The organism is Mesorhizobium sp. ISC11, from assembly GCF_037162595.1.
Taxonomy (GTDB): domain Bacteria; phylum Pseudomonadota; class Alphaproteobacteria; order Rhizobiales; family Rhizobiaceae; genus Mesorhizobium; species Mesorhizobium ciceri.
In genome coordinates this window covers 3,853,942-3,878,124 of sequence record NZ_JAVSPW010000001.1, presented here as the reverse complement: position 1 = coordinate 3,878,124, position 24,183 = coordinate 3,853,942, and the positions used below count along the sequence as shown (strand labels likewise).

Genomic DNA, 24,183 nt, shown 5'->3' with positions numbered 1-24,183 from the left:
GTCCTTTAGTCCCTCTTTACGCAAGTCACTCGCTGACGATGCCGACCGGTGCCGTCTCGATCTTGAAGGCGGCCGAGATCAGCGCCCGAGTATAGTCGGTTTGCGGATTTTCAAAAATCTGCTGGGAAGGGCCGGCTTCGACGATCCTGCCATTGCGCATGACGATGACGTCGTTGGCGAGCGCGCGGATGACTTTCAAATCATGGCTGATGAAGAGATAGGCGAGGTCGTGCTTGGCCTGCAGGCTGCGCAGCAGGTCGACGACCTGCGCCTGCACGCTCATGTCGAGTGCCGATGTCGGCTCGTCCAGCATGACGAAGCGCGGGTTGAGCACCATGGCGCGTGCGATGGCGACGCGCTGGCGCTGGCCGCCGGAAAACTCGTGCGGGTAGCGGTTGCGTGTCGCCGGATCGAGCCCGACCTCCTTCAGCACGGCGGCCACCTTGTCGTCGCGCTCGTCGGGCGACAGCTTCGGCTCGTGGATCTTGAGGCCTTCCTCGATGATCTCGGCGATCGACATGCGCGGGCTGAGCGAGCCGAACGGATCCTGGAAGACGATCTGCAATTCGCGCCTGAGCGGCCGCATGGCATTGAAGGACAGCTGGTTGATGTCGCGACCGTTGAACTGGATCGTGCCGGTCGACGAGATCATGCGCGCCAGCGCCAAGCCGAGCGTCGTCTTGCCGGAGCCGGATTCGCCGACCACGCCGAGCGTCTGGCCGGCGCGCACGGTGACATCGATGCCGTCCACTGCCTTCACATTGTCGACGGTGCGGCGGAAGAAGCCCTGCTTGATCGGGAACCAGACCTTTATGTCCTTGCCGGTCATGACCGGCTTGGCGTCGGCATTGGCGGCCGGCGGCTTGCCCTTCGGCTCGGCCGCCAGCAGATGCCTTGTGTAGGCATGCTGCGGATTGGCGAAGATCTCCTTGGTCGGGCCGGTCTCGACGATCTTGCCCTTGGTCATCACGCAGACGCGGTCGGCAATCTTGCGCACGATGCCGAGATCATGGGTGATGAACAGCATCGACATGCCCTTGCGGCTCTTCAAGCCGGCCAGCAGTTCGAGGATCTGCGCCTGAACGGTGACGTCGAGCGCCGTCGTCGGCTCGTCGGCGATCAGAAGTTCGGGCTCGTTGGCCAGCGCCATGGCGATCATCACGCGCTGGCGCTGGCCCCCGGACAACTGGTGTGGATAGGCATCGAGGCGCTTGTGCGGATCGCGGATGCCAACCTCGTTGAGCAGGGCCAGCGTGCGCTCCTTGGCGGGGCGGTCGGCCATGCCTTGGTGCAGCTTCAGGATCTCGACGATTTGATGCTCGATCGTGTGCAGCGGATTGAGCGAGGTCATCGGCTCCTGGAAGATCATGGTGATTTTGTTGCCGCGCACCTGCCGCAACTGCTTCTCGCCCATCGCCAGCAGGTCGTTGCCCTGGAACACGATCTTTCCCGAGGGGTGGCTGGCGCTTGGATAGGGCAAAAGCTTCAGCACCGAAAGCGCCGAGACCGATTTGCCGGAGCCGGATTCGCCGACCAGCGCCACCGTCTCGCCCTTGGCGATGTCGAACGAGATGTGGTCGACAGCCGTCGACTGGCCGCCGCCCTGGCTGAAGGCGACGCTGAGGTCCTGTACGCTGAGCAAGGGGGCTTCGCTCATCGGAACGTCTTGCGCGGATCGAAGGCGTCGCGCGTCGCCTCGCCGACGAAGACCAGCAGCGACAGCATCAGCGAGATGACGACGAAGCCGGAAATGCCGAGCCACGGCGCATTGAGGTTGCGCTGCGCCTGCTTGAGCAATTCGCCGAGCGAGGCGGAGCCGGGCGGCAGGCCAAAGCCGAGGTAGTCGAGCGAGGTCAGCGTCGAGATCGAGCCCGAGAGCAGGAAGGGCATGAAGGTCAATGTCGCCACCATGGCATTGGGCAGCAGGTGCCGGAACATGATGGTGCGGTTGGGCACGCCGAGCGCCCGGGCCGCGTTGACATATTCGAAATTGCGGGCGCGCAGGAACTCGGCCCGCACCACGCCGACCAGCGCCACCCAGGAAAACAGCAGCATCAGGCCGAGCAGGATGAAGAAGCCCGGCGGCAGGATGGCGGCGACGATGAGCAGGAGATAGAGCACCGGGATGGCGGACCAGATCTCGATGAAACGCTGGAACAAGAGATCCGTCCAGCCGCCGAAATAGCCTTGCACGGCGCCGGCCGCGACGCCGATCAAGGCGGAGCCGGCGGTCAGGATCAGGCCGAACAGCACCGAAATGCGGAAGCCGTAGATGACGCGCGCCAGCACGTCGCGCGCCTGGTCGTCGGTGCCGAGCCAATTCCAGTTGCCGACGATGCAGGCGGGGTCGGCAGCACCCTGCGGATACTGGTTGCAGCGTGTCTTGGCGTCATACTGCCACGACGGCCTGGCCGGTGCTGCTTCGGGAATAGCGTTGTTGACGGTCTGATAGGAGTAGCGCACCGGCGGCCAGATCATCCAGCCATTGGCGTTGATCTCGTCCTGGATGACCGGGTCGCGATAATCGGTGACGGCATAGAAGCCGCCGAATTTTTCCTCGGGGTAGGCGACCAGCACCGGAAACAGGATTTCGCCCTTGTAGGAAGCGATGATCGGCTTGTCGTTGGCGATGAACTCGGAAAACAGCGACAGCACGAACAGGACGAGGAAAATCCACAGCGACCAGTAGCCGCGGCGGTTGGCTTTGAAGTTCTGCAGGCGGCGCTTGTTGAGCGGCGACAGAAACGGCCGCTTGATCCGCGCGGGTGCCGCGTCGACGGGGACTGTAGCCTCCGACATCAGACGTCTCTCCGCTCGAAATCGATGCGCGGATCGACCCAGGTGTAGAGCAGGTCGGACAAGAGCCCGACGAACAGCCCGAGCAGCGAGAAGATGTAGAGATTGGCGAACACCACCGGATAGTCGCGCTCGACCACCGACCGGAAGCCGAGCAGGCCGAGGCCATCGAGGGAGAAGATGTTCTCGATCAGCAGCGAGCCGGTGAAGAAGGCCGAGATGAAGGCGCCGGGAAAACCGGCGATGACGATCAGCATGGCGTTGCGGAAGACGTGGCCGTAGAGCACCTGCCGTTCCGACAGGCCCTTGGCCCGCGCCGTCACCACATACTGTTTGCGGATTTCTTCGAGGAACGAGTTCTTGGTCAGCAGCGTCGTGGTGGCGAAGGCCGACAGCACCAGCGCGGTCAGCGGCAATGTCATGTGCCAGAAATAGTCGACGATCTTTCCCCACCACGACAATTGATCCCAATTGTCCGAGGTGAGGCCGCGCAACGGAAACCAGTCCCAGAAAGACCCGCCGGCAAACAGCACCATCAGCATGATGCCGAACAGGAAGCCCGGAATGGCATAGCCGACAATGACGACGCCGCTGGTCCAGACGTCGAAGGGAGTGCCGTCCTTGACCGCCTTGCGGATGCCGAGCGGGATCGAGATCAAATAGGACAACAGCGTGATCCACAGCCCGATCGAGATCGACACCGGCATTTTTTCCAGGATCAGGTCGAGCACCGAAATGTCGCGGAAATAGCTGTCGCCGAAATCGAAGCGGGCATAGTTCCACAGCATCATGCCGAAGCGCTCGAGCGGCGGCTTGTCGAAGCCGAACTGCTTTTCCAGCTTCTTGATGAATTCCGGATCGAGCCCCTGCGCACCGCGATATTTCGAGCTGACGTCACCGGCGGCATCGAAATTGCCGCCGGCACCCGCGTCGCCGCCACCACCGCCGAGGCGGTCGCTGCCGCCCTGATTGGTCAGCCGGGCGATGACCTGTTCGACCGGACCGCCGGGGGCGAACTGGATGACGGCGAAGGATATCGCCATGATGCCGAACAGCGTCGGGATCATCAACAGGATGCGGCGCAGGATATAGGCGCCCATCAGGCCTTCTGCCCTCGTTGAGCGAACATCTCAGCCTTTGCCAATTCTTGCCGCCTTGCCCTTATCGAACCACCACAGCGTCTCGACCGGAAAGCCGAAATCAGGCTTCTGTTCGACAAAGCCGAACATGTCCCAATAGGTGACGCGGTGATTCGCCAGATAGTATGTTGGAATCCAGTCCAGCCGCGCGCGCAAGACCCGGTCGAGCGCTCTGAGCGCCGTGACGAGTTCTATACGGTCTTTCGCCTTGGCTGCTGCCGCGATCAGGGCGTCGATGGCCTTGCTTTCGGTGCCCGGATAGTTGCGTTGCCCCGGGATTTTCGCCATGCGGGAATCATAGAGCATCTGCAGGCTGTCGTCAGTCGGCGTCGCCCCGATCGACCAATGCAGCAAGGCAAGATCGAAGTCGTAATTGCTGTGCCGCTGCTCATACTGCGCCGAATCGATTTGCCGGATCGATGCGTCGATCCCGATCGCCTTCATATTCTCCGACCACGGGGTGTAGATACGAACGATGCCATCGTCCTCCGCCAGCATTTCGACCCGCAGCCGCTCACCCTTGTCATTGACGACGAAACTTCCGTCGCGCTTCCAGCCGGCTTGCGCAAGCAGTCTCGAAGCCTCGCCCAGCAGCTTGCGGTCATGGCCCGAACCGTCGGACAGGGGCTGTGTTACCGCTTCACCGAAAACCTCTGCCGGCAACTCGGCCCGGAATGGCTCCAGCAGGGCCAATTCGTCAGGCGAGGGCAGGCCTTCGGCCTTGTAATCCGATCGTTCGAAGTTCGATTGAGAACGCTCGTAGGAGCCGTAAAACAAGGCCCGCTTCATCCATTCGAAATCGAAACATCTGGCGATCGCCCGCCGCACCCTCTCATCGCGGAATTGCGGACGACGCTGGTTCAGCGCGACGCTCTGCATGTCAGGCGTCTTCTCGCCGGGAAATTCCCGTTTGAGGACCTTGCCGTCCTTCAGCGCCGGAAAGTCGTATCCGGTCGCCCATACCCGTGAGGTGAATTCCTCGCGAAAATGCGTGTCGCCTTTCTTGAAGGCCTCGAAAGCCGCCTGCCGGTCAAGATAGAAGTCGATGCGGATGCGGTCGAAATTGTAGAGGCCGCGGTTCACCGGGAGATCGCGGCCCCAATAATCGGCGACGCGGTCATATTCGACCGTCTGTCCGGCCGCCACGCGTCCAATCTTGTAGGGTCCCGAGCCAAGCGGCGGCGTCATGGTCGAAGCATCGAAATCATTGGCCGTGTAAAAGGCCTTGGAGACGATAGGCATCCCCACGATCGCAAGGACGTTTTGCGCCGACTGCTTGCCGTTGAGGGTGAGATCGACGGTGGTGGGATCGACCGCAACCACGTCGGTCATGTACCGCAACGCCTGGGAAAGGTTCGGATGGCCCTTGTCCTTATAGAGCTTCAGCGCAAAGACAACGTCTTGCGCGGTCAGCGGCGAGCCGTCGTGGAAACGCGCTTGCGGTCGCAGCACGAAGCGGAAACCGTTGCGGTCTGGCGACAGGGTAACGGTTTCGGCAAGCAGGCCATAGACTGCATCCGGCTCATCGAGCGCGCTTGTCATCAGCGAATCGAAACAGAGTTCGGCGCGCGGCGGCGCCTCCCCCTTCAACACCAGGAAATTCAACGTGTTGAAGGTCAGGAAGCTCTGATTGAGGGTTGCGTTCGGCGGCGCGAAATTCATCTGGCCGCCCTTGGGCGCGTCCGGATTTACGTAGTCGAAATGCGCGAAATCGGGCTTGTATTTGAGGTCGCCGAAGGCCGACAGGCCATGCAGCTTGATGCCGGTCGCAATGTCGGCGAAGGCCCGGCCGGGCAACAGGGCAGCGGCTGCCGCGGCACTGCCCAGGGCGAGAAAGTCGCGGCGGGGCAGGGCCGCCATCAATTGCCGCCCTTGTATTTGGCCGCCAGCGCCTTCTCCTTGTCCGGGTCGATCCACCAGGAATCGATGTCGGCACCGACATAGGCGGGCTGCTTGTCGGGGAATTTGAACTTGTCCCAATAGGCCAGCCACACCGCCGACCGGTGATATTGCGGCAAGACATAGAAGTTCCACAGCAGGATGCGGTCGAGCGCATGGGTGGCGGCGACGAGATCGTCGCGATCGGTGGCGAAGATGATGCGATCGACCAGCGCGTCGATGGTCGGATCCTTGATGCCCATCAGATTGCGCGAACCGGGCGAATCGGCAGCTTTCGAGCTCCAGAAGTCGCGTTGCTCGTTGCCCGGCGATTCCGACTGCTGGAGGATGCCTGTGACGACATCGAAATCAAAATTGTTGACGCGGTTGATGTACTGCGTCTGGTCGATGATGCGCAAAGTGGCATCGACACCGATCTTGCGCAGATTGGCGATGTAGGGACTGGCGATCACCTGGTCAGTGTCGTTCCAGCCGAGGATCTCGAACTTGAACGGCGCGCCGGTCTTGGCATTGACCATCTTGCCGCCCTTGATCACCCAGCCCGCCTTGGCGAAGAGATCGACTGCCTGTTTCAGGTACTTCCGTTCCGCCTGCGGCGAATCATAGACCGGCAGCTTGAATTCCTGGGTGAAAAGTTCGGGCGGCAGCTTGTCGCGGTATTTTTCCAGGATCTCCAGTTCCTTGCCTTGCGGCAGGCCGCTCGACGCCAGTTCTGTGCCCTGGAAATAGCTCGATGTACGGGTGTTGAAGCCGAAGAACAGGGTGCGGTTCATGCTCTCGAAATCGAATGGGATGGTCAGCGCCTCACGCACCAGCCGGTCCTGGAACAGCGGCCGCCGCTGGTTGAGGACGAAACCCTGCATCGGTTGCGGCGCCTGGGTCTGGAAATCCTTCTTGATGACATCGCCGGCCTGGAATGCCGGGAAATTGTAAGCCGTCGCCCACTTACGCGAACTGTATTCGCGGTTGATGTCTTCCAGTCCGCCTTTGGTGAAGGCGAGCCAGGCAGCATTGTCGTCGAGGATATAGGTGTAGCGTCGGGTGTCGAAGTTCTCGCGGCCGATCTTCACCGGCAGCTTGGCCGCCCAGTAGTCCGGCACACGCTGCCAGATGATCTCCGAGCCCGGCTTGAAGCTGGCGATCTTGTAGGCCGCCGAACCGAGCGGGATTTCCAGGGTCGGCTTGGTCACGTCGCGTTTCTTGCCGTTGGCATCGGTGCCTTCCCACCAATGTTTCGGCAGCACTGCGAGGTCGCCGATGATCTTGGGCAGTTCGCGATTGCCCTTCTGGTTGAAATGGAACTCCACCTCGCGCTCCGAAATCGCCACCGCATCGGTGACATTCTCGAAATAGCGGCTGTATTGCGGGCTGTTGGCCTTGAGCACCTGGAACGACCAGATCACGTCATCGACGGTGATCGGCTGGCCGTCATGCCATTTGGCGCGCGGATCGAGCCGGTAAGTCGCGGAGGAATAGTCATCAGGATATTTGTAGGCATCGGCGATCAGCGGATGGCTGGTGCTGCCTTCATCGGTCGCCTGCTCCATCAGCGTGTCGTAGAGCAGGCCGCCGCCGAACCCGACCAGGCCGGCGGCCGGTGATCCCTGGACGACATAGGGATTGAAACTGTCGAATGTGCCTGGCACCACCGAGTTCAGCGTGCCGCCCTTGGGCGCGTTCGGATTGACGTAATCGTAGTGCTGGAAATTGGCGCCGTATTTGGACTCGCCGATCAGCGATGAGGTGGTGCGCCATTCGTCGGCGCGGGCAGCCTGCAATCCCGCCGCCAGAAGGGCTGCCGCCAGCAACGACTTGAGAAGCGTTCGGCCAACCGTCATGCACTATCCTCTTCGCGATGCCCGTTCATGGGCAATCTAGATGATTTGGCGCTCGTGAAAACCGTCATGCGCGGCTTTGTCGCCGCCTATGCGGTTTTCCCAATAAAAAAGCCGGGCTGAACCCGGCTTTTTCAAGGTCGTTGAGATGATATAGAAATTATTGGGCAGGCGCCGGTGCCGGTGCGGCCGGAGCCGGGGCGGCGGGAGCGGCCGGCGCGGCACCCTCAGCCGGCTTTGCCGGAGCGGCTGCATCGGCAGGCTTGGCGCCTGCATCGGCGGCAGCCCCCGGTGCCGGCAGCGGCTTGGGATTGTCGGACAGCGTGCGCAGATAGGCGATGACGTTGGCGCGGTCCTCGTCCTTGGGCAGGCCGGCGAAGCCCATGGCGGTGCCCTTCACGAACTTCTTCGGCGAGGTGATGAAGTGGTTGATGTTGTCGTAGGTCCACTTCTCGGTGCCGCCCTTGGAGAATTCCTTCATGCCGGCCGAATAGGCAAAGCCTTCATGCTCGGCGACCGGGCGGTCAACGAGGTCCCACAGGTCCGGGCCGACCTTGTTGGGGCCGCCCTTTTCGCCGGAATGGCAGGCCTGGCACTTCTTGAAGACGGCAGCACCCTGCTCGACATTGGCGGTCGCCAGCAGATCGGCGATCGGCTTGGCCGCGGCGGCAGGCGCGGCCGGACCGCCTTCGGCGGGCTCGGCGGCCTCGATGGCGAAACCAGGCTTTTCCGGCGCCGGCGACGCAAACAGCGCATCGGACACAATGCCGACCGAGAAGACGACGAAAACGGTTCCGAGCAATCCGGCGAGCAGTTTGTTGACTTCGTTGGAATCCATACGCCCCTTGCTCCCTTTTCCGGCGGACAGAACCGTCCACTCCGTCCGTCGGTATCGTGACCGTCCTGCCAGGGCGGTCAAATCGGGCGGAAACTAGGTCTTTTGCTGCGGCGTTGCAACACCTATAAGGGCGCTTCCAGTGAGACCTTTTGCCACTTTCCCTGTCCTCTTTCGAGACGCCTTGCACCCGAAATGTCCACGCTGATCCTGATCCCGGCCCGCATGGCTTCGACCCGCCTGCCGGGCAAGCCGCTGGCCGACATCGCCGGCGCCCCGATGATCGTCCATGTCGCCCGCCGCGCCGCCGAAGCCGGCCTTGGCCGGGTGGTGGTGGCGACCGACACGCAAAGCGTGGCGCAAGCCGTGCGCGCGCACGGTTTCGAGGCCGTGATGACGCGCATGGATCATGAATCCGGCTCCGACCGCATCCACGAGGCGCTGGTCGCGCTCGACCCCGGGCGCAAGGTCGAAACCATCGTCAATGTGCAGGGCGACCTGCCGACCATCGATCCCCGGATCATCGCCGCGTCGCTCAGGCCTTTCGAGGACAGTGCGGTGGATATCGCCACGCTCGGCGTCGAGATCGTCCGCGATGAGGAAAAGACCAATCCCAATGTCGTCAAGATCGTCGGCTCGCCGCTTTCCGGCAGCAGGCTGAGGGCGCTCTATTTCACCCGTGCCACGGCGCCTTGGGGCGAGGGGCCGCTCTACCATCATGTCGGCCTCTACGCCTATCGCCGCGAAGCACTCGAGCGTTTCGTCGCGCTGAAGCCGTCGCCGCTCGAACGGCGCGAGCGGCTGGAACAGTTGCGGGCGCTGGAAGCCGGCATGCGCATCGACGCCGAGATCGTCCAGTCGCTGCCGCTCGGCGTCGACACGCCTGAAGACCTCGAACGCGCCAGAACAATCCTTTCAACCTGAGATATCGGCATGCCTGAAAAGACCAACAGAATATCCTTCCAGGGCGAGCCGGGCGCCAATTCCGACACCGCCAGCCGCAACATGTTTCCTTCGATGGAGCCGTTGCCCTGCCCGACCTTCGAGGATGCCTTCAACGCGGTCGAGACCAACAAGGCCGACCTCGCCATGATCCCGATCGAGAACACCATTGCCGGGCGCGTCGCCGATATCCATCATCTCCTGCCGGAATCGAAGCTGCACATCGTCGGCGAATATTTCCTGCCGATCCATTTCCAGCTGATGGTGCTGCCAGGCGTCAAGCGCGACGAGATCAAGACGGTGCACAGCCACATCCATGCGCTTGGCCAGTGCCGCAAATACGTTCGCAAGAACGGTTGGAAGGCGATCGTCGCCGGCGACACGGCCGGCGCCGCCAAAATGGTCTCCGAGGTCAAGGACCGCAGCATGGCGGCGCTGTCGCCGGCCCTGGCCGCGACCCTCTACGGGCTCGATATCATCGAGCAAAACGTCGAGGACACCGACTCGAACGTCACCCGCTTTGTCGTCCTGACCAAGAACAAGCAATGGGCCGAGCGCCCGTCGCCCGACGTCAAGATGATGACGACCTTCATCTTCCGCGTCCGCAACGTGCCGGCCGCGCTCTACAAGGCCATGGGCGGGTTTGCCACCAACGGCATCAACATGACCAAGCTGGAGAGCTACCAGCTGGGCGCTTTCACGGCGACGCTGTTTTACGCCGACATCGAGGGCCATCCCGACGATCCGCTGGTCAAGCTGGCGCTGGACGAGCTTCGTTTCTTCTCGCGCGAAGTGCGCATTCTCGGCGTCTATCCGGCCAGCGAGTCGCGTGAACAGTGGAAGGTTGCGGACTAGATCACCGCGCCCAGCGGCACATAGTCAATCTCCATGAAGGTCTCGACCTCCGGCACCCAGCGGTCGCGCACGAAGGCGACATGGTCTGGATGGTCGTTGTACCTGGTGTAGGCGGCCTGGTCGGCGAACTCCATCGAGAAGCCGAAACGATAGTCGTTCTTGGGGCTGATCTGCCGCAATTGCTCGAAATGCGTGACGCCCCTGATCGCGGTGAGGATCCTCTTGGCGTCGACCAGGAACCGCTTTTCCTCCAGCGAATGCGGCGGATGCTTCAGCGTGAAAACGACGGTGTGACGGATCATGTCCTGCTCCTGCAATGTCTTTAGGTGTTCGCTGCCATCATTCTGAATCGACCCAGGCGCGGATGAGGTGATGCGCAATGGCGCCTTTCGGCGGCGTGATCAGATTGTCCTGGTGCGTCCTTTCCAGCATCCGGCGCACCTCGTCGCGAAAAAACCAGCGGCAGTCCTCAAGCTCGTTGAGGTCGGCCTGGATATCGTCATTGAGCGGCTCGCCGAAGCAGCCGATCATCAGCGAATAGGGAAACGGCCAGGGCTGGCTGGCGTGGTAGACGACGCGGCCAAGCCGGATGCCGGCCTCCTCCAGCGTCTCGCGGCGCACCGCCGCCTCGATCGTCTCGCCCGGCTCGATGAAGCCGGCGAGGGCCGAATACATGCCCGGCGCGAAATGACGGCCGCGCCCGAGCAGGCACTTCTCCCGCGTCGCCGTCAGCATGATCGCCACCGGGTCGGTGCGCGGAAAATGTTCGGTGCCGCAATTCGGGCAATGCCGCTTGTAGCCGCCGGCCCGCATCTGCGATTCCGTGCCGCATTTGCTGCAGAAGCGATGGCTGGCATGCCAGGCGAGCAAAGCCGCCCCTTGCGCCATCGCGCCGGCCGCCGCCTCGTCGATCAGCCCTTGCATGTAGACCGAGCGGTAGTCGATGGCCTTGACTGTTTCCGGAAGCTGTTCGGGTTCGACGCCCGCGGGCACGGCCAGCACCGGTCCTCGTTCGGAAAAACCGAGCAGGATGCCTTGCGCCAGGGAAACCTTGAAGGGCTCGCTCTCGGTCGCACCGAACCAGGGATCGAGAGCGCCGCCATCGCCGAGCTTCAGATAGAGCCGGCCGCCATGCATCAGAAGCAGCCGCGTCGCCGGATCGGCCAGCGCCTTGTCGACCGAATCGTCGGCGCGGTTCTCGGACTGCCGGTCGATCGTGTTGCCGGCGAAGCCGACGAACTGGCTCGGCTCGCGCAAAGGCGCGTCAAACAGGCGGAAGCTCATGGGGACTCTGGAATATGTTGAGGGATGGACACAGGGAACGCTTATAGCGCCGCCTTGATCGTTTCGGCAAACCGTCGCAAGTCGGAACGCTGATAGGGCTCTCGCAGGCCATGTCCCCACACAGGACCTGGCCAGCCGGGATCGCCTTCAGAACGCGCGATGACATGGATGTGCAACTGGCGCACGATGTTGCCGAGCGCGCCGGTGTTGATCTTGGTGCAGCCGGTCGCTTTCTTCAGCGCCTGCGCCACCATATTGGTCTCGAAGGTCAGCATCGCCTGGTCAAGCGGCGTCATGTCGTGGATTTCCTCCGCGCCCGGCCGCTGCGGCACCAGCAGCAGCCATGGCCAGCGGCGGTCGTTCATCACCCGCAGCTCGCACAGCCCAAGCCACATCAACTGCTCGCTGTCCGCCTCCAGCCGTGCGTCCAGCGTGAATCCGGCCTTCAGGCCCGGCAGCATCGGCGTTTCCCTTGCTTTTCTTGTTTTCCTCAAACGCAGGAACGCTAGAGCGGCGGCAGGGGGGCTGCAAGCGAATCATTGCGCCCCTCACGCTTTGGTGCGCCAATTCCATATTTTTGCGATTTCTGCGGCGCACTTGCATTTCGTCGCGCAATTGCCGATATGGAAAGCGGGAGGTTGGTGGTGGACGATCCACTCGCCAACCGGGTCAGGTCCGGAAGGAAGCAGCCCTAACGAGCCCGGAACGGGTCATTGTTCCAGCCTCCCACCTCATCGGCCCCTCTCGCGACATTGACGACGCATTGCAGCGCGGGCGAGACTATGCGCAGGAATCGGCCGCCTTCGGGCGCGGCCATTTGGAGCTTTACGGGCGTATGAGCGAAGCCGGAAATTCGGGACCAAAAAGCCTGGAGATAGGCAAGGCCGCCGCCTATCGCGTGCTGGCACGCAAGTACCGTCCTTCGAACTTCTCCGAGCTGGTCGGCCAGGAGCCGATGGTGCGCACCCTCACCAACGCCTTTGCCACCGGCCGTATCGCCCAGGCCTGGATGCTGACCGGCGTGCGCGGCGTCGGCAAGACGACGACGGCGCGCATCCTCGCGCGCGCCCTGAACTATAAAACCGCTGATATCGACCAGCCGTCGGTCGACCTTGCCGTCCTCGGCGAACATTGCCAGGCGATCATGGAAGGCCGCCATGTCGACGTCATCGAGATGGACGCCGCCTCGCACACCGGCATCGACGACATCAGGGACATCATCGAGCGCGTGCGCTACGCGCCGGTCTCGGCCCGCTACAAGGTCTATATCATCGACGAAGTGCACATGCTGTCGACGCAGGCCTTCAACGGCCTTCTGAAGACGCTGGAAGAGCCGCCGCCGCACGTCAAATTCATCTTCGCCACCACCGAGATCCGCAAGGTCCCGATCACCGTCCTGTCGCGCTGCCAGCGCTTCGACTTGAGGCGCATCGACGCCGGCGCGCTGGTCGGGCATCTCGCCTCGATCTCGGCCAAGGAGGGCATTTCGGTCGACGACGACGCGCTGGCGATGATCGCGCGCGCCGCCGAAGGCTCGGCTCGTGATTCGCTCTCCATCCTCGACCAGGCGATCGCCCATGGCGCCGGCTCTGTCGGCGCCGATGCGGTTCGGGCGATGTTGGGGCTTGCCGACCGCGCCCGCATCGTCGACCTGTTCGAACATGTGATGAAAGGCGATGTCGCGGCAGCCCTTGGCGAATTCCGTGCGCAGTACGATACCGGCGCCGATCCGGCCGCCGTGCTGACCGACCTTGCCGAATTCAACCACCTCGTCACCCGGCTGCGTTTCGTGCCGACGGCCATCGAGGATGCCTCGCTGTCCGAGGACGAGCGGCAGCGCGGCGCCGATTTCGCCAGGACGCTGTCGGTCAGGGTGCTGTCGCGGACATGGCAGATGCTGCTCAAGGGCATTCCAGAGGTGCAGTCCTCCAACCGGCCGGTCAGTGCCGCCGAAATGGTGCTGATCCGGCTGGCGCATGCCGCCGACCTGCCGACGCTGGACGAGGCGTTGAGATCGCTTGAAGGCGCCGCGCCGGCGCAGAATGGCGCGCTGCGCCCAAATGGGGCGCCTGCAGGGGGAGGCAACGGCAACGGCGCCAGCGCGGTGGCGCAGACGCGCATGCCGTCTGGCCCGGGCGGCGCGCAGACCATGCGGCTGGTCGAAGCCTCGCCTGCGCCCGTTGCCTACGTCGCTCCGCCGGAGCCGGTCACGGAGGCGCAATCGGCGCCGCTGAAATCGCTGGCCGACATCATTGCCCTGGCAGACGCGCAGCGCGACATCGCCTTCAAGGTGCTGGTCAAAAGCTGCATCCGGTTTGTACGCATCGAGCCCGGCCGCATCGACGTTGGCCTGACCAGCGATGCGCCCAAGATGCTGCTCAACGACCTGACGACGAAATTGCGCGCCTGGACCGGTCGCAGCTGGCTTGTCTCGCTGTCGAAGGAAGAGGGCGGCCAGACGCTCGCCGAAATGGAATCGGCCAAACGCGAGACGGCTTTTCTCGATGCCAAGAGCGACCCGACAGTGGCCGCCATCCTGGCGCGCTTTCCCGGTGCCAAGATCATCGACGTGCGCATTCCGGACGCGCCGGAAGCCGAAACGGCAGAGGCCGAAGTGCCGGTCGAGCCGCCGGCTGACGACGATGAACCCTGATCCAGCCACGAATCCGCAAAGGACCCGACCATGAAAGATCTTCTCGGCCTGATGGGCAAGGCGAAGGAAATGCAGGCCAAGTTCCAGGCCATGCAGGACGAGATCGCCACGCTGGAAGCGTCCGGCCAGGCCGGCGGCGGCCTGGTCAATGTGACGCTGACCGGAAAATTCGAGATGAAGTCGTTGAAGATCGATCCGTCTCTGTTCAAGGAAGACGATGTCGAGATCCTGGAAGACCTGGTGCTGGCCGCTCACAACGACGCCAAGACCAAGGTCGAGCAGATCATGCAGGAAAAGACCAAGGCGCTGACCGCGGGCCTGCCGATCCCGCCGGGAATGAAACTGCCCTTCTAGCCTTCGGTGCGGCCATGGCCGAAGAGCCGTCCGAAAGACTGATCGAGCAGCGTATCCGCAACAGGATCTACGAGATCCTGGAAATCCTGGCCGATTGTGACGACGGCGTCGATCTCGTCGGCATCAAGGGTTATTTCTATCTGTTCGAGGATTTCCTCCATCGCCCATCGATCGAAGCCGGCACATCCGCGCTTTCGAAGGACGAGCGCGCGATCGTGCTGGAGATCGCCGAATTCCTCGAGGCGGCAAGCGAGACAAATCCGGACTTCACCAAGGCTGAGTTCATAGACAGCGACTGGCCGGGAAAGATCGCGCCGACGGCCAGGGAGGCGCGGACGCTGTTCCTCCGGCGCGGCCTGTTTTCGGAGAAGGTCGAGGAGCTTGAGCCTGGCCAGCCGGCCGCGATAGCGGCCGGGCGGTAGATCGCTTCAGGAAAAATCGCGTGGTGCTTTCCCTTGGGGCAATTGCGGCGAAACAAAGAGAGAGCGGTCATCGCTTTTGTGAAATGACGGCTCGATCTATCTGGAAAGCCACGAAATTGTGCCAATTTGGCAACAGTACGTTGTTAATAACGTTTTGGCCATCATTTTGCCCGAAAGTGTCTCATTCTTGCCGCAGCCTGGGGGCGGGCACGAAGTGAGAGGGTTACCTGTTGATTTCCACGCGATGGAAGACGCCGCTGTTGCTCGGCGCCGTCATTTCACCCCTGTTTTTGGCTGCCTGCAGCCAGACCACTTCACACGGCATGTCCGTCGCCAGCCTGACCGACGCCATCACGCCGGGTTTCCTGAGTTCAGGGGCCTACAGCCACACGCCGAAGGACAAGGAATGCCTGGAACGGGCGATGTTCTTCGAGTCGAACCGCTCGAGCCGCGACGGCATGATCGCGGTCGGCACGGTGGTGATGAACCGGCTGCGCTCCGGCAACCATGGCAGCACCATCTGCCAAGTGGTGGGCGAGCCCGGGCAGTTCGCGCCTGGTGTCATGACAAGGCCGATGAATTCACGCGCAATGCCCGATGTCGAGGAAGCCGCCGACGCGGTGCTGAAGGGCGAGCGCAAGTCCAAGCTCAAGAACACCATGTTCTTCCACACAGCCGGCCTCCGCTTCCCCTACAAGAACATGCACTACACGATGGTTGCCGGCGGCAATGCCTTCTACGAGAAGCGCGGCCGCAACTGGCAGCCGCTGCCGGATGAGCCGCAGGTCGCTATTGCCTCGGCGGCGCCCGACAAGTCAGCCGCGCCGGTGACGATGGTCGCGTCCGCCGAGCCGGTGCGTCCAGCCAGGACGGCAACCGTTCGATCCGCTCCCGCCCAGCAGACCTATGTGACCGCCGCCGCCGCGCCGGCCGCGAAATCCGCGCGTGTCTCGCAAGAGCCGACGGTGGTGGCGATGCAGGAGCCGATGGAAGAGCCGGATGCCGCGCGTTTTGGCGGAAGCTTGAACACAAGGGTCATCTCGTCGGTTCAAGACGCGCCGCAAGAGGCGTCGATGGGGTTCCAGTCGACGCCTGAGAACACAGACGCCATTGGCGCGATGATTGTCAGCCAGGGCCGGCCGCTCGAGACCAACTGATCTGCGCCCCGCGGGTCCGCCAAGGCCCAATATGTCGGTCATGCGGATGCAGATGTTCCAAAGCGCTCTGAAAAATCCTGGAGCGGTTCACCGTTTCGCGGAAACGGTGAACCGCTCCAGCTTTTCGTTTTGACGCAATTCCGGACGGAAAACCGCTTCGCACTTTTCCTGGAATTGCTCTAGATCAGAGCGATGTCGAAGCGAATCGCCGGTCCCGAGATCGAACGTCTGATCCAGCTCCTGGCCAAGGTGCCGGGGCTGGGACCCCGTTCGGCCAGGCGTGCCGCCCTTCATCTGATCAAGAAGAAAGAGCAGCTTTTGTCGCCCCTTGCCGCCGCCATGGCCGAGGCGGCCGACAAGGTGCGCATCTGCTCGACCTGCGGCAATGTCGATACATCGGACCCTTGCATGATCTGCACCGATCCGCGCCGTGATGCCGGCACCATCATCGTCGTCGAGGACGTCTCCGACCTGTGGGCGCTGGAGCGCGCGGCGGCGATGAATGTGCGCTACCACGTGCTCGGCGGCACGCTGTCGCCGCTCGACGGCATCGGCCCCGAGCAGCTCAACATGCGCTCGCTGGTTGATCGCGTCGCCGGCGGCGAGGTCAAGGAGATCATCCTCGCCGTCAATGCGACGGTCGAGGGCCAGACGACCGCGCATTACCTCACCGACCAGTTGTCCGGCTTCGACATCAAGGTGACGCGCCTTGCGCATGGCGTGCCGGTCGGCGGCGAACTCGACTATCTCGACGAGGGCACGCTGGCCGCGGCGCTGCGTTCGCGGACGGCGTTTTGACAAAGTTGCGGCAGAGGATGCGGAGCATGATTTTTGCGTGTCCACCAAGGCTGGTGCCAAGCACCCCCCTCGGCAGGACAGAGGGGGGTGCGAAGGAACGCAAACCTCTCAGATTGGCTCTGTTTTCCTTTTTTGCAGTTCTTCTCTCGGTCTTTTCCACCCCCGCCTCCGCCGCAAAGATCGACGACCAGTTCCGCGCCTGGCTGCAGAACGACCTCTGGCCGCAGGCCAAGGCGAAAGGCATTTCCAAAACCACCTTTGATGCCGCCTTCGACGGCATCAAGCCCAATCTGAAGCTGCCGGACCTGGTCAAGCCGGGCGAGAAGGCGGCCACGCCCCAGAAGCAGCACCAGGCCGAATTCGGCTCACCCGGCGCCTATTTCGCCGAGAAGACGGTTCGCGCGGTGACGGCGGGCGCGCGCGCGCGCGAAGCCGCCAATGCCAGGACACTTGCGGCCATCGAAAAGCGCTATGGCGTGCCGGGCGAAGTGCTGCTGGCGATCTGGGGCCGCGAGACCGGATTCGGCGCGGCGAAGATGCCTTATGACGCCTTCGAAGTGCTGGGCACCAAGGCATTCATGTCGACCAGGAAGGACTTCTTCCGCACCGAACTGCTTGCCGCACTCGAGATCGTCGAGCGCGGGCTGGCTCCGGTCGGCGCGATGAAATCGTCCTGGGCCGGCGCGCTCGGCCAGCCGCAATTCATGCCGACCTCGTTCCTGAAACATGCCGTCGATTTCGACGGCGACGGCCGCGTCGACATCTGGAACTCGACGCCCGACGTGTTGGCCTCGATCGCCAATTATCTCGTCCACTATGGCTGGGTAAAGGGTCGTGGCTGGGGATTCGAGGTGACGGTGCCGGAAAGCGTTTCCTGTTCGCTGGAAGGCCCGGACCAGGGCAAGAAAATCTCGCAATGGGCTGATATGGGCATCAAGCGCGTCGGCGGCAAACCGTTTCCAGTGAGTGAGCTGAAGGCCGAAGGCTTTCTGCTGATGCCGGCAGGGCGCAGCGGCCCGGCCTTTGTCGCCACGCCCAATTTCTACGTGCTGAAGCAATACAACACCAGCGACCTGTACGCGCTGTTCATCGGCCATGGCGCCGATCGCATCGCCCATGGCGATCAGAACTTCGCCGGCAGCTGGGGCGCGGTCGGCGGGCTGCACCGTTCGGACATCGCCGCCCTGCAGCGGGCGCTGGAGGCCAAGGGCTATGATGTCGGCAGCGCCGATGGCCTGCCCGGCTTCAAGACCCGCCGCTCGATCGGCATATGGCAAGCCAAGAACGGCCGCGCCGCCACCTGCTTTCCTGACGCCGACCTGGTCGCAGTGCTGAAATAGCTCCGAAATTAGCAGATTTTTCTCGATCGGCAGCCTCGATTGGCTGGCCTATGCGTCGACACCCCACCGGCCTTTCTGGCCCAATGAGCCGTCGTATAAATGCTCGTTGCCCGCCACGGGGCCGCCGGATATGGTGTTGACCAACTGGACAAAAACCACGACGGTAAGTGGGCAGAGGGGCCGTCTCCAGGCCCCGAAAAAATTCCGCAACCCTGAGCCGGGAACTCAGGTCAACAAACAACAAAACAGGGAACAATCACAATGATGATGGAAAAGTTTGCTCTACGCTCTCGCTTCCTGCTCGCGGGTGCCGCCATGTCGGCGCTGCTTCTGGCCGGCGCGCCCGCCGGTGCGGTCACGCCCGCCGACACGCTGGTCGAAGGTTTCGCGATCGACGACATCATCTCCATGGATCCGGGCGAGGCGTTCGAGCTGTCGACCGCCGAGGTCACCGGCAACACCTATGATCTGCTTGTCCGTCTCGACCTCAGCGACACCTCCAAGGTCAAGGGCGACCTTGCCGAAAGCTGGACCGTCTCCGATGACGGCCTGACCTACACGTTCAAGCTCAAGCCCGGCCTGAAATTCGCTTCCGGCAATCCGATCACGGCGTCCGATGTCGCCTGGTCGTTCGAGCGCGTCATCAAGCTCGACAAGAGCCCGGCCTTCATCATCGGCCAGTTTGGCATCAGCGGTGACAACGTCACCGAAAAGGCCAAGGCTGTCGACGACGGCACCTTCCAGTTCACCGTCGACAAGGCCTATGCGCCGAGCTTCGTGCTGAACTGCCTGTCGGCAACGGTGGCTTCGGTGGTCGACGCCAAGCTGGTCAAGGAGCATGTCGCTTCGGTCACGCCGAGCGCCGACTACAAATGGGACAATGACTTCGGCAATGCCTGGCTGAAGACCGGCTATGCCGGCTCCGGCGTCTTCAAGCTTCGCGAATGGCGGGCCAACGAAGCCGTCGTTCTCGAGCGCAACGACAATTACTACGGCGAAAAAGCCAAGCTTGCCCGCGTCATCTATCGCAACATGAAGGAAAGCTCGGGCCAGCGCCTGGCGCTCGAGGCTGGCGACATCGACGTTGCCCGCAATCTCGAACCGAACGACCTCGACGCCATCGCCAAGAACGCCGACCTCACCACCACCAGCGCGCCCAAGGGCACGGTCTATTACATCAGCCTCAACCAGAAGAACGCGAACCTCGCCAAGCCGGAGGTGCGCCAGGCGTTCAAGTATCTGGTCGACTATGATGCCTTGAGCTCCACCATCCTCAAGGGCATCGGCGAAATCCATCAGACCTTCCTGCCCAAGGGCGTGCTCGGCGAATTGGATGAGAATCCGTTCAAGCTCGATGTCGCCAAGGCCAAGGAATTGCTGGCCAAGGCCGGTCTGCCCGACGGCTTCAGCGTAACCATGGACGTACGCACCGGCCAGCCGACGACCGGGATGGCGGAATCGATCCAGCAGACGCTCGGACAGGCCGGCATCAAGCTCGAGATCATCCCGGGCGACGGCAAGCAGACGCTCACCAAATACCGCGCCCGCAACCACGACATCTATATCGGCCAATGGGGCCAGGATTATTTCGACCCGAACTCCAACGCCCAGACCTTTGCCTCGAACCCGGACAATTCGGATGGGGCCAAGACCAAGACGCTGGCCTGGCGCAACGCCTGGGACATTCCGGACCTGACCAAGCAGACGGAAGCGGCACTGCTCGAGAAGGATGCCGGCAAGCGCGCCGACATGTACAAGGATCTCGAGAAGAAAATCCTCGACACCAGCCCCTTCGTCGTCATCCACCAGCAGCTGGAAGTGGCCGGCCTGCGCAAGAATCTCAAGGGCTTTGCGCTCGGCCCGAGCTTCGACACCAACTTCGTCGGACCGGTGTCCAAGGAATAGTGCTCGCGGACACGCCGCATGAGCGCGGTTGAAAAAGAAGTGGCGGCGGGGCGCGGCAGCGCCCGCGCCGTCGCTGTTGCATCATCGCTTGGCCGTTTCCTGGTCATTGCGATCACGACCTATCTTGGTCTGCTCGCGGTCACCTTCTTCATCGGCCGCGTCATTCCGATCGACCCGGTGCTGGCGGTGCTCGGCGACCGGGCGCCGGCCAATGTGGTTGAGCGCACGCGCCGCGAGATGGGCCTCGATTTGCCGTTGATCGAGCAGTTCTACATCTATGTGAAGAATGCGCTGAACGGCAATTTCGGCGTCTCCGTGCTGACCACCAATCCGGTCATGACCGACATTCGCCGGGCGCTTCCGGCCACGACGGAACTGGCGACCCTCGGAACGCTGATCGGCGCGTTTTTCGGCGTGCCGCTCGGTGTGCTGGCCGCGGTCAGGCGCGGCAGCCTCATCGACCAGATCGTGCGCGTCATCGGCCTGATCGGTTATTCCGTGCCGATCTTCTGGCTGGGGCTGCTTGGGCTGGTGCTGTTTTACGCCAAGCTGCAATGGGTTGCCTTCCCGGCGAGGCTCGACGTCGTCTACGAATATACCTTTACGCCGATCACTGGCTTCTATCTCCTCGACTCCGCAATGCAGGGGCAGTGGGACGTTTTTTACGACGCCTTCCGCCACATCATCCTGCCGGCCTCGCTGCTCGGCTATTTCTCGCTCGCCTATATCAGCCGCATGACGCGCTCGTTCATGCTCAACGAATTGTCGCAGGAATATATCGTCGCGGCGCGCGCCAAGGGCCTGTCGGAAACCCGCATCATCTGGGGCCACGCGCTGCGCAACGCGGCGGTGCCGATGGTGACGGTGATCGCGCTGTCCTATGCCGGACTGCTGGAAGGTTCGGTGCTGACCGAGACCGTCTTCTCATGGCCGGGCATCGGTCTTTACATCACCAATTCGCTGCAGAACGCCGACATGAATGCGGTGCTCGGCGGCACCATCGTCATCGGCTCGGTGTTCATCGCCATCAACCTTCTGTCCGACCTGCTGTATCGTGTGCTCGATCCGAGGACGAAGTCCGCATGAGCGTCGACACCATCCAGAGCCGTCGCGACTGGCTGCTCAGCGAGCGGCCGGCCTCGCGCATGCAGGCAAGGCTCGGCCGCGCCTATGTGGCGTGGCGGCGCTTTTCCGCCAACCGGTTGGCGTTTCTGGGCCTGCTTATCATCATTGCCCTGCTGGTCGTTGCCGCCCTTGCAGGCGTGCTGGCACCTTATTCGCCAACGTTTGGCGACCTGAAGAACGCGCGCCTGCTGGCGCCGAGCGCCGAGCACTGGTTCGGCACCGACGATCTCGGCCGCGATATCCTGTCGCGCATCCTCTACGGCTCGCGCTGGACGCTTTACGTGGTCATCCTGGTCGCCATCATCGCCGCACCCATCGGCCTTCTGGTCGGCACGGTGGCCGGCTATGCCGGCGGCTGGACCGATGCCATCCTGATGCGCATCACCGACATCTTCCTCGCCTTTCCCAAGCTGATCCTGGCGCTGGCCTTCGTCGCAGCACTTGGCCCTGGCATCGAGAATGCGGTGCTGGCCATCGCCATCACCTCATGGCCGCCCTACGCCCGCATCGCGCGGGCAGAGACGCTGACGGTGCGCAATTCCGACTACATCAAGGCGGTGCAACTGATGGGCGCTTCGCCCTTCCGCATCGTGCTGCGCCATATCATGCCGCTTTGCATTTCGTCCCTGATCGTCAGGGTGACGCTCGACATGGCCGGCATCATCCTGACCGCCGCCGGGCTCGGTTTCCTCGGCCTCGGCGCGCAGCCGCCGCTGCCCGAATGGGGCACGATGATCGCGTCCGGCCGCCGCTTCGTGCTCGATCAATGGTGGGTGGCCGGTGCGCCGGGCTTCGCCATCCTCATCGTCAGCCTCGGCTTCAACCTGCTTGGCGACGGCCTGCGCGACGCGCTCGATCCGCGGAGTGGCGACCAATGAGCGGCGACCAATGAGCGGAGAACCGAAAACGCTTCTCGACGTAGACGACCTGCGCGTCACCTTCCCGACCCGCACCGGGCTGATCGAGGCGGTGCGCGGCGTTTCCTTTTCGCTCGGCCGCGAACGGCTCGGCATCGTCGGTGAATCCGGCTCGGGAAAATCGCAGACCGGCCGCGCCATCATGGGCCTGACGCCACCGCAGGCGCGGATATCGGCCAACAAGCTCGCCTTCGACGGCATCGACCTGCTCAGCGTCTCGCCGCGCGAACGCCGGGCGCTGCGCGGCAAGCGCATCGCCATGATCCTGCAGGATCCGAAATATTCGCTCGACCCGGTGATGAGCATCGGTCGCCAGATCGTCGAGACGCTGCGCACCCATGAAAAGGTCGGCAAGGCGGAGGCACGCGACCGTGCGCTGGCCATGCTGGAGGCGGTGCAGATCCGTGATCCCTCTCGCGTCTTCAATTTGCATCCGCATGAAGTTTCGGGCGGCATGGGCCAGCGCGCCATGATCGCCATGATGCTGATCGCCGGTCCGGAAATGATGATCGCCGACGAGCCGACCTCGGCGCTCGACGTCACCGTGCAGCTCGATGTGCTCGGCATCCTCGACCGGCTGGTCAGTGAGCGTGGCATGGGGCTGATCTTCATCTCGCACGATCTGCGCCTGGTCTCGTCCTTCTGCGACCGCGTCATCGTCATGTATGCCGGCAAGGTGGTCGAGCAGCTCAAGGCGTCCGAACTCGGCCAGGCCCAGCATCCCTACACGCGCGGCCTGCTCAATTGCATGCCCAAGATCGGTGCCGACCGCCACCCGCTGCCGGTGCTCGACCGCAAGCCGGAGTGGGCGGCATGACTTCTGCGATTGCCGTCGACAGGCTGGAAGTGATCTTCGACCGTTTTCGCGCACTGAAAGGCGTCAGCCTCGACGTGCAGCCGGGCGAATCCTTCGGCCTGGTCGGCGAATCCGGCTCCGGCAAATCGACGCTGCTGCGGGCCATCGCCGGCCTTGCGCCGGTTGCATCGGGCGGCATCGTCGTCAACGGCAAGACGCTCGGCGCGCGCCGCGACAAGGCCTTCTACCGTGAAGTGCAGATGGTCTTCCAGGATCCGTACGGGTCGCTGCACCCGCGCCAGACCGTCGACCGTCTGCTGCAGGAGCCGCTTGCCATCCATGGCTTTGCCGACGGCGAAAAGCGTATCCAGCGGGCGCTCGACGAAGTCGGCCTCGGCAACGGTTTTCGGTTTCGCTATTCGCACCAGCTCTCCGGCGGCCAGCGCCAGCGCGTGGCGATCGCGCGTGCACTCATTCTCGAACCGTCGATCCTGCTGCTCGACGAGCCGACCTCGGCGCTCGATGCCTCGGTGCAGGCGGAAGTGCTCAACCTGCTGGAAGAGGTACGCAAGCGGCGCAAGCTGACCTTCCTGATGGTCAGCCACGACCTCGCCATCATCACCCATATGTGCGAGCGGCTGATGGTGATGCAAAGCGGCGAGGCGGTGGAGAATCTGGCGGCGGCAGACCTTGTCGAACGCCGTGTGACCAAGGACTATACGCGCAATCTGTTGCGGGCCAGCGACGGGTTTGTGAGAACCGCTTGAATTCGTTTTCTCTTTTGCGCCGAACAACCATCTTGGGGAATTCCCATGGAGGAATGGAAGTTTGCGGATCCGCCCAATGTCGCGGTGTTTGTGGATAGGGCAGTCGTTACCCGCGGCGATTGGATTGCATACGTCTCACATGACGATGACGACGGCAGTTGGCAATTCCACAACAGCGAAACCGGACCTGTTGACGAAGGCGATATCATGATCGTCAGCTTGCAAAACGTTGTGCAGCGGGACGAAAGCATCCAGGCGTTGGCGGACTTGCCAGAAGGCTGGCACGCTTGGCGCACCTCGAAATCGTCGCCATGGCAACGCGCCAGGTCGCGCCCTGTGCCCTCCAACGACAACGAATGATCAG

23 protein-coding genes and 1 other RNA gene are annotated in these 24,183 nt (G+C 62.9%); 15 read left to right on the top strand and 9 right to left on the bottom strand.

Features of this window, described 5'->3' with window-relative positions; translation table 11 throughout:
• Positions 1 to 25 precede the first annotated feature (25 nt).
• The 6 genes from RPF88_RS18930 to RPF88_RS18905 form a co-directional block, all read right to left on the bottom strand.
• Positions 26 to 1,657 carry an ABC transporter ATP-binding protein gene (locus RPF88_RS18930; protein WP_127366680.1) on the bottom strand — a complete coding sequence of 544 codons (1,632 nt, stop codon included), beginning with the start codon at positions 1,655 to 1,657 and terminating at the stop codon, positions 26 to 28.
• Positions 1,654 to 2,799: an ABC transporter permease gene (locus RPF88_RS18925; RefSeq protein WP_013527942.1), complete on the bottom strand. Its 1,146-nt coding sequence runs from the start codon at positions 2,797 to 2,799 to the stop codon at positions 1,654 to 1,656. The genes RPF88_RS18930 and RPF88_RS18925 overlap by 4 nt, the downstream gene beginning before the upstream one ends.
• The gene (locus tag RPF88_RS18920; protein ID WP_013527941.1) at positions 2,799 to 3,896 is read right to left on the bottom strand and encodes a microcin C ABC transporter permease YejB; all 1,098 of its coding nucleotides are present in this window, start codon (positions 3,894 to 3,896) and stop codon (positions 2,799 to 2,801) included. The genes RPF88_RS18925 and RPF88_RS18920 overlap by 1 nt, the downstream gene beginning before the upstream one ends.
• A gap of 30 nt (positions 3,897 to 3,926) precedes the next feature.
• Positions 3,927 to 5,795, bottom strand: a complete 1,869-nt coding sequence (locus RPF88_RS18915; RefSeq protein WP_337122909.1) for an extracellular solute-binding protein — start codon at positions 5,793 to 5,795, stop codon at positions 3,927 to 3,929.
• Positions 5,795 to 7,672, bottom strand: coding sequence for an extracellular solute-binding protein (locus RPF88_RS18910; RefSeq protein ID WP_337122908.1), 1,878 nt, complete (start codon positions 7,670 to 7,672; stop codon positions 5,795 to 5,797). Before RPF88_RS18910 ends, RPF88_RS18915 begins: the two co-directional genes overlap by 1 nt.
• A 157-nt stretch (positions 7,673 to 7,829) precedes the next feature.
• Complete coding sequence (locus RPF88_RS18905) at positions 7,830 to 8,507, bottom strand: c-type cytochrome (RefSeq protein ID WP_013527938.1); 678 nt, start codon at positions 8,505 to 8,507, stop codon at positions 7,830 to 7,832.
• Between the two features lie 192 nt (positions 8,508 to 8,699).
• On the opposite strand from RPF88_RS18905, the gene RPF88_RS18900 reads away from it, so the two are divergent.
• Complete coding sequence (locus tag RPF88_RS18900; protein ID WP_027161787.1) at positions 8,700 to 9,428, top strand: 3-deoxy-manno-octulosonate cytidylyltransferase; 729 nt, start codon at positions 8,700 to 8,702, stop codon at positions 9,426 to 9,428.
• A 9-nt stretch (positions 9,429 to 9,437) separates the two neighbouring features.
• The gene (locus tag RPF88_RS18895) at positions 9,438 to 10,301 is read left to right on the top strand and encodes a prephenate dehydratase (RefSeq protein WP_013527936.1); all 864 of its coding nucleotides are present in this window, start codon (positions 9,438 to 9,440) and stop codon (positions 10,299 to 10,301) included.
• Here RPF88_RS18895 and RPF88_RS18890 read toward each other — a convergent pair.
• Genes RPF88_RS18890 through RPF88_RS18880 form a run of 3 tightly spaced genes read right to left on the bottom strand, consistent with a single transcriptional unit; the run spans position 10,298 to position 12,046 of the window.
• Entirely contained in the window at positions 10,298 to 10,603 is a 306-nt protein-coding gene (locus tag RPF88_RS18890; protein ID WP_027161785.1) for a Dabb family protein, read from the bottom strand. The genes RPF88_RS18895 and RPF88_RS18890 overlap by 4 nt on opposite strands.
• 37 nt (positions 10,604 to 10,640) lie before the next feature.
• Positions 10,641 to 11,585, bottom strand: a complete 945-nt coding sequence (nudC, locus tag RPF88_RS18885; RefSeq protein ID WP_013527934.1) for an NAD(+) diphosphatase — start codon at positions 11,583 to 11,585, stop codon at positions 10,641 to 10,643.
• Between the two features lie 41 nt (positions 11,586 to 11,626).
• On the bottom strand, positions 11,627 to 12,046 hold the full coding sequence (locus tag RPF88_RS18880; protein ID WP_013527933.1) for an HIT domain-containing protein: 420 nt from the start codon (positions 12,044 to 12,046) through the stop codon (positions 11,627 to 11,629).
• Positions 12,047 to 12,218: 172 nt separating this feature from the next.
• Here RPF88_RS18880 and ffs point away from each other — a divergent pair.
• The 13 genes from ffs (at position 12,219) to RPF88_RS18815 (ending at position 24,179) form a co-directional block, all read left to right on the top strand.
• Positions 12,219 to 12,315, top strand: an RNA gene (ffs, locus tag RPF88_RS18875) — signal recognition particle sRNA small type.
• A gap of 105 nt (positions 12,316 to 12,420) precedes the next feature.
• Entirely contained in the window at positions 12,421 to 14,238 is a 1,818-nt protein-coding gene (locus RPF88_RS18870) for a DNA polymerase III subunit gamma/tau (RefSeq protein WP_337122906.1), read from the top strand.
• A 30-nt stretch (positions 14,239 to 14,268) separates the two neighbouring features.
• A complete protein-coding gene (locus tag RPF88_RS18865; RefSeq protein ID WP_013527931.1) occupies positions 14,269 to 14,592 on the top strand; it encodes a YbaB/EbfC family nucleoid-associated protein in 324 nt (107 codons plus the stop codon).
• 14 nt (positions 14,593 to 14,606) lie between these two features.
• Complete coding sequence (locus RPF88_RS18860) at positions 14,607 to 15,014, top strand: hypothetical protein (RefSeq protein WP_013527930.1); 408 nt, start codon at positions 14,607 to 14,609, stop codon at positions 15,012 to 15,014.
• Positions 15,015 to 15,244: 230 nt separating this feature from the next.
• Positions 15,245 to 16,171 carry a cell wall hydrolase gene (locus RPF88_RS18855; RefSeq protein ID WP_013527929.1) on the top strand — a complete coding sequence of 309 codons (927 nt, stop codon included), beginning with the start codon at positions 15,245 to 15,247 and terminating at the stop codon, positions 16,169 to 16,171.
• A gap of 192 nt (positions 16,172 to 16,363) precedes the next feature.
• Positions 16,364 to 16,969 (top strand): recombination mediator RecR, encoded by a 606-nt coding sequence (recR, locus tag RPF88_RS18850; RefSeq protein WP_013527928.1) that lies wholly within the window; start codon positions 16,364 to 16,366, stop codon positions 16,967 to 16,969.
• A gap of 26 nt (positions 16,970 to 16,995) precedes the next feature.
• Entirely contained in the window at positions 16,996 to 18,309 is a 1,314-nt protein-coding gene (locus RPF88_RS18845) for a lytic murein transglycosylase (RefSeq protein WP_337122901.1), read from the top strand.
• 261 nt (positions 18,310 to 18,570) lie between these two features.
• Entirely contained in the window at positions 18,571 to 20,214 is a 1,644-nt protein-coding gene (locus RPF88_RS18840) for an ABC transporter substrate-binding protein (RefSeq protein WP_027161780.1), read from the top strand.
• Positions 20,215 to 20,232: 18 nt separating this feature from the next.
• Positions 20,233 to 21,300: an ABC transporter permease gene (locus RPF88_RS18835; protein WP_337122900.1), complete on the top strand. Its 1,068-nt coding sequence runs from the start codon at positions 20,233 to 20,235 to the stop codon at positions 21,298 to 21,300.
• Positions 21,297 to 22,217, top strand: a complete 921-nt coding sequence (gene nikC / locus RPF88_RS18830) for a nickel transporter permease (RefSeq protein ID WP_013527924.1) — start codon at positions 21,297 to 21,299, stop codon at positions 22,215 to 22,217. Before RPF88_RS18835 ends, nikC begins: the two co-directional genes overlap by 4 nt.
• Positions 22,218 to 22,227: 10 nt before the next feature.
• The gene (locus RPF88_RS18825; RefSeq protein WP_127368032.1) at positions 22,228 to 23,073 is read left to right on the top strand and encodes an ABC transporter ATP-binding protein; all 846 of its coding nucleotides are present in this window, start codon (positions 22,228 to 22,230) and stop codon (positions 23,071 to 23,073) included.
• On the top strand, positions 23,070 to 23,819 hold the full coding sequence (locus RPF88_RS18820; RefSeq protein ID WP_013527922.1) for an ABC transporter ATP-binding protein: 750 nt from the start codon (positions 23,070 to 23,072) through the stop codon (positions 23,817 to 23,819). The genes RPF88_RS18825 and RPF88_RS18820 overlap by 4 nt, the downstream gene beginning before the upstream one ends.
• A gap of 45 nt (positions 23,820 to 23,864) precedes the next feature.
• Complete coding sequence (locus tag RPF88_RS18815; protein ID WP_206519134.1) at positions 23,865 to 24,179, top strand: hypothetical protein; 315 nt, start codon at positions 23,865 to 23,867, stop codon at positions 24,177 to 24,179.
• Positions 24,180 to 24,183: the final 4 nt, after the last annotated feature.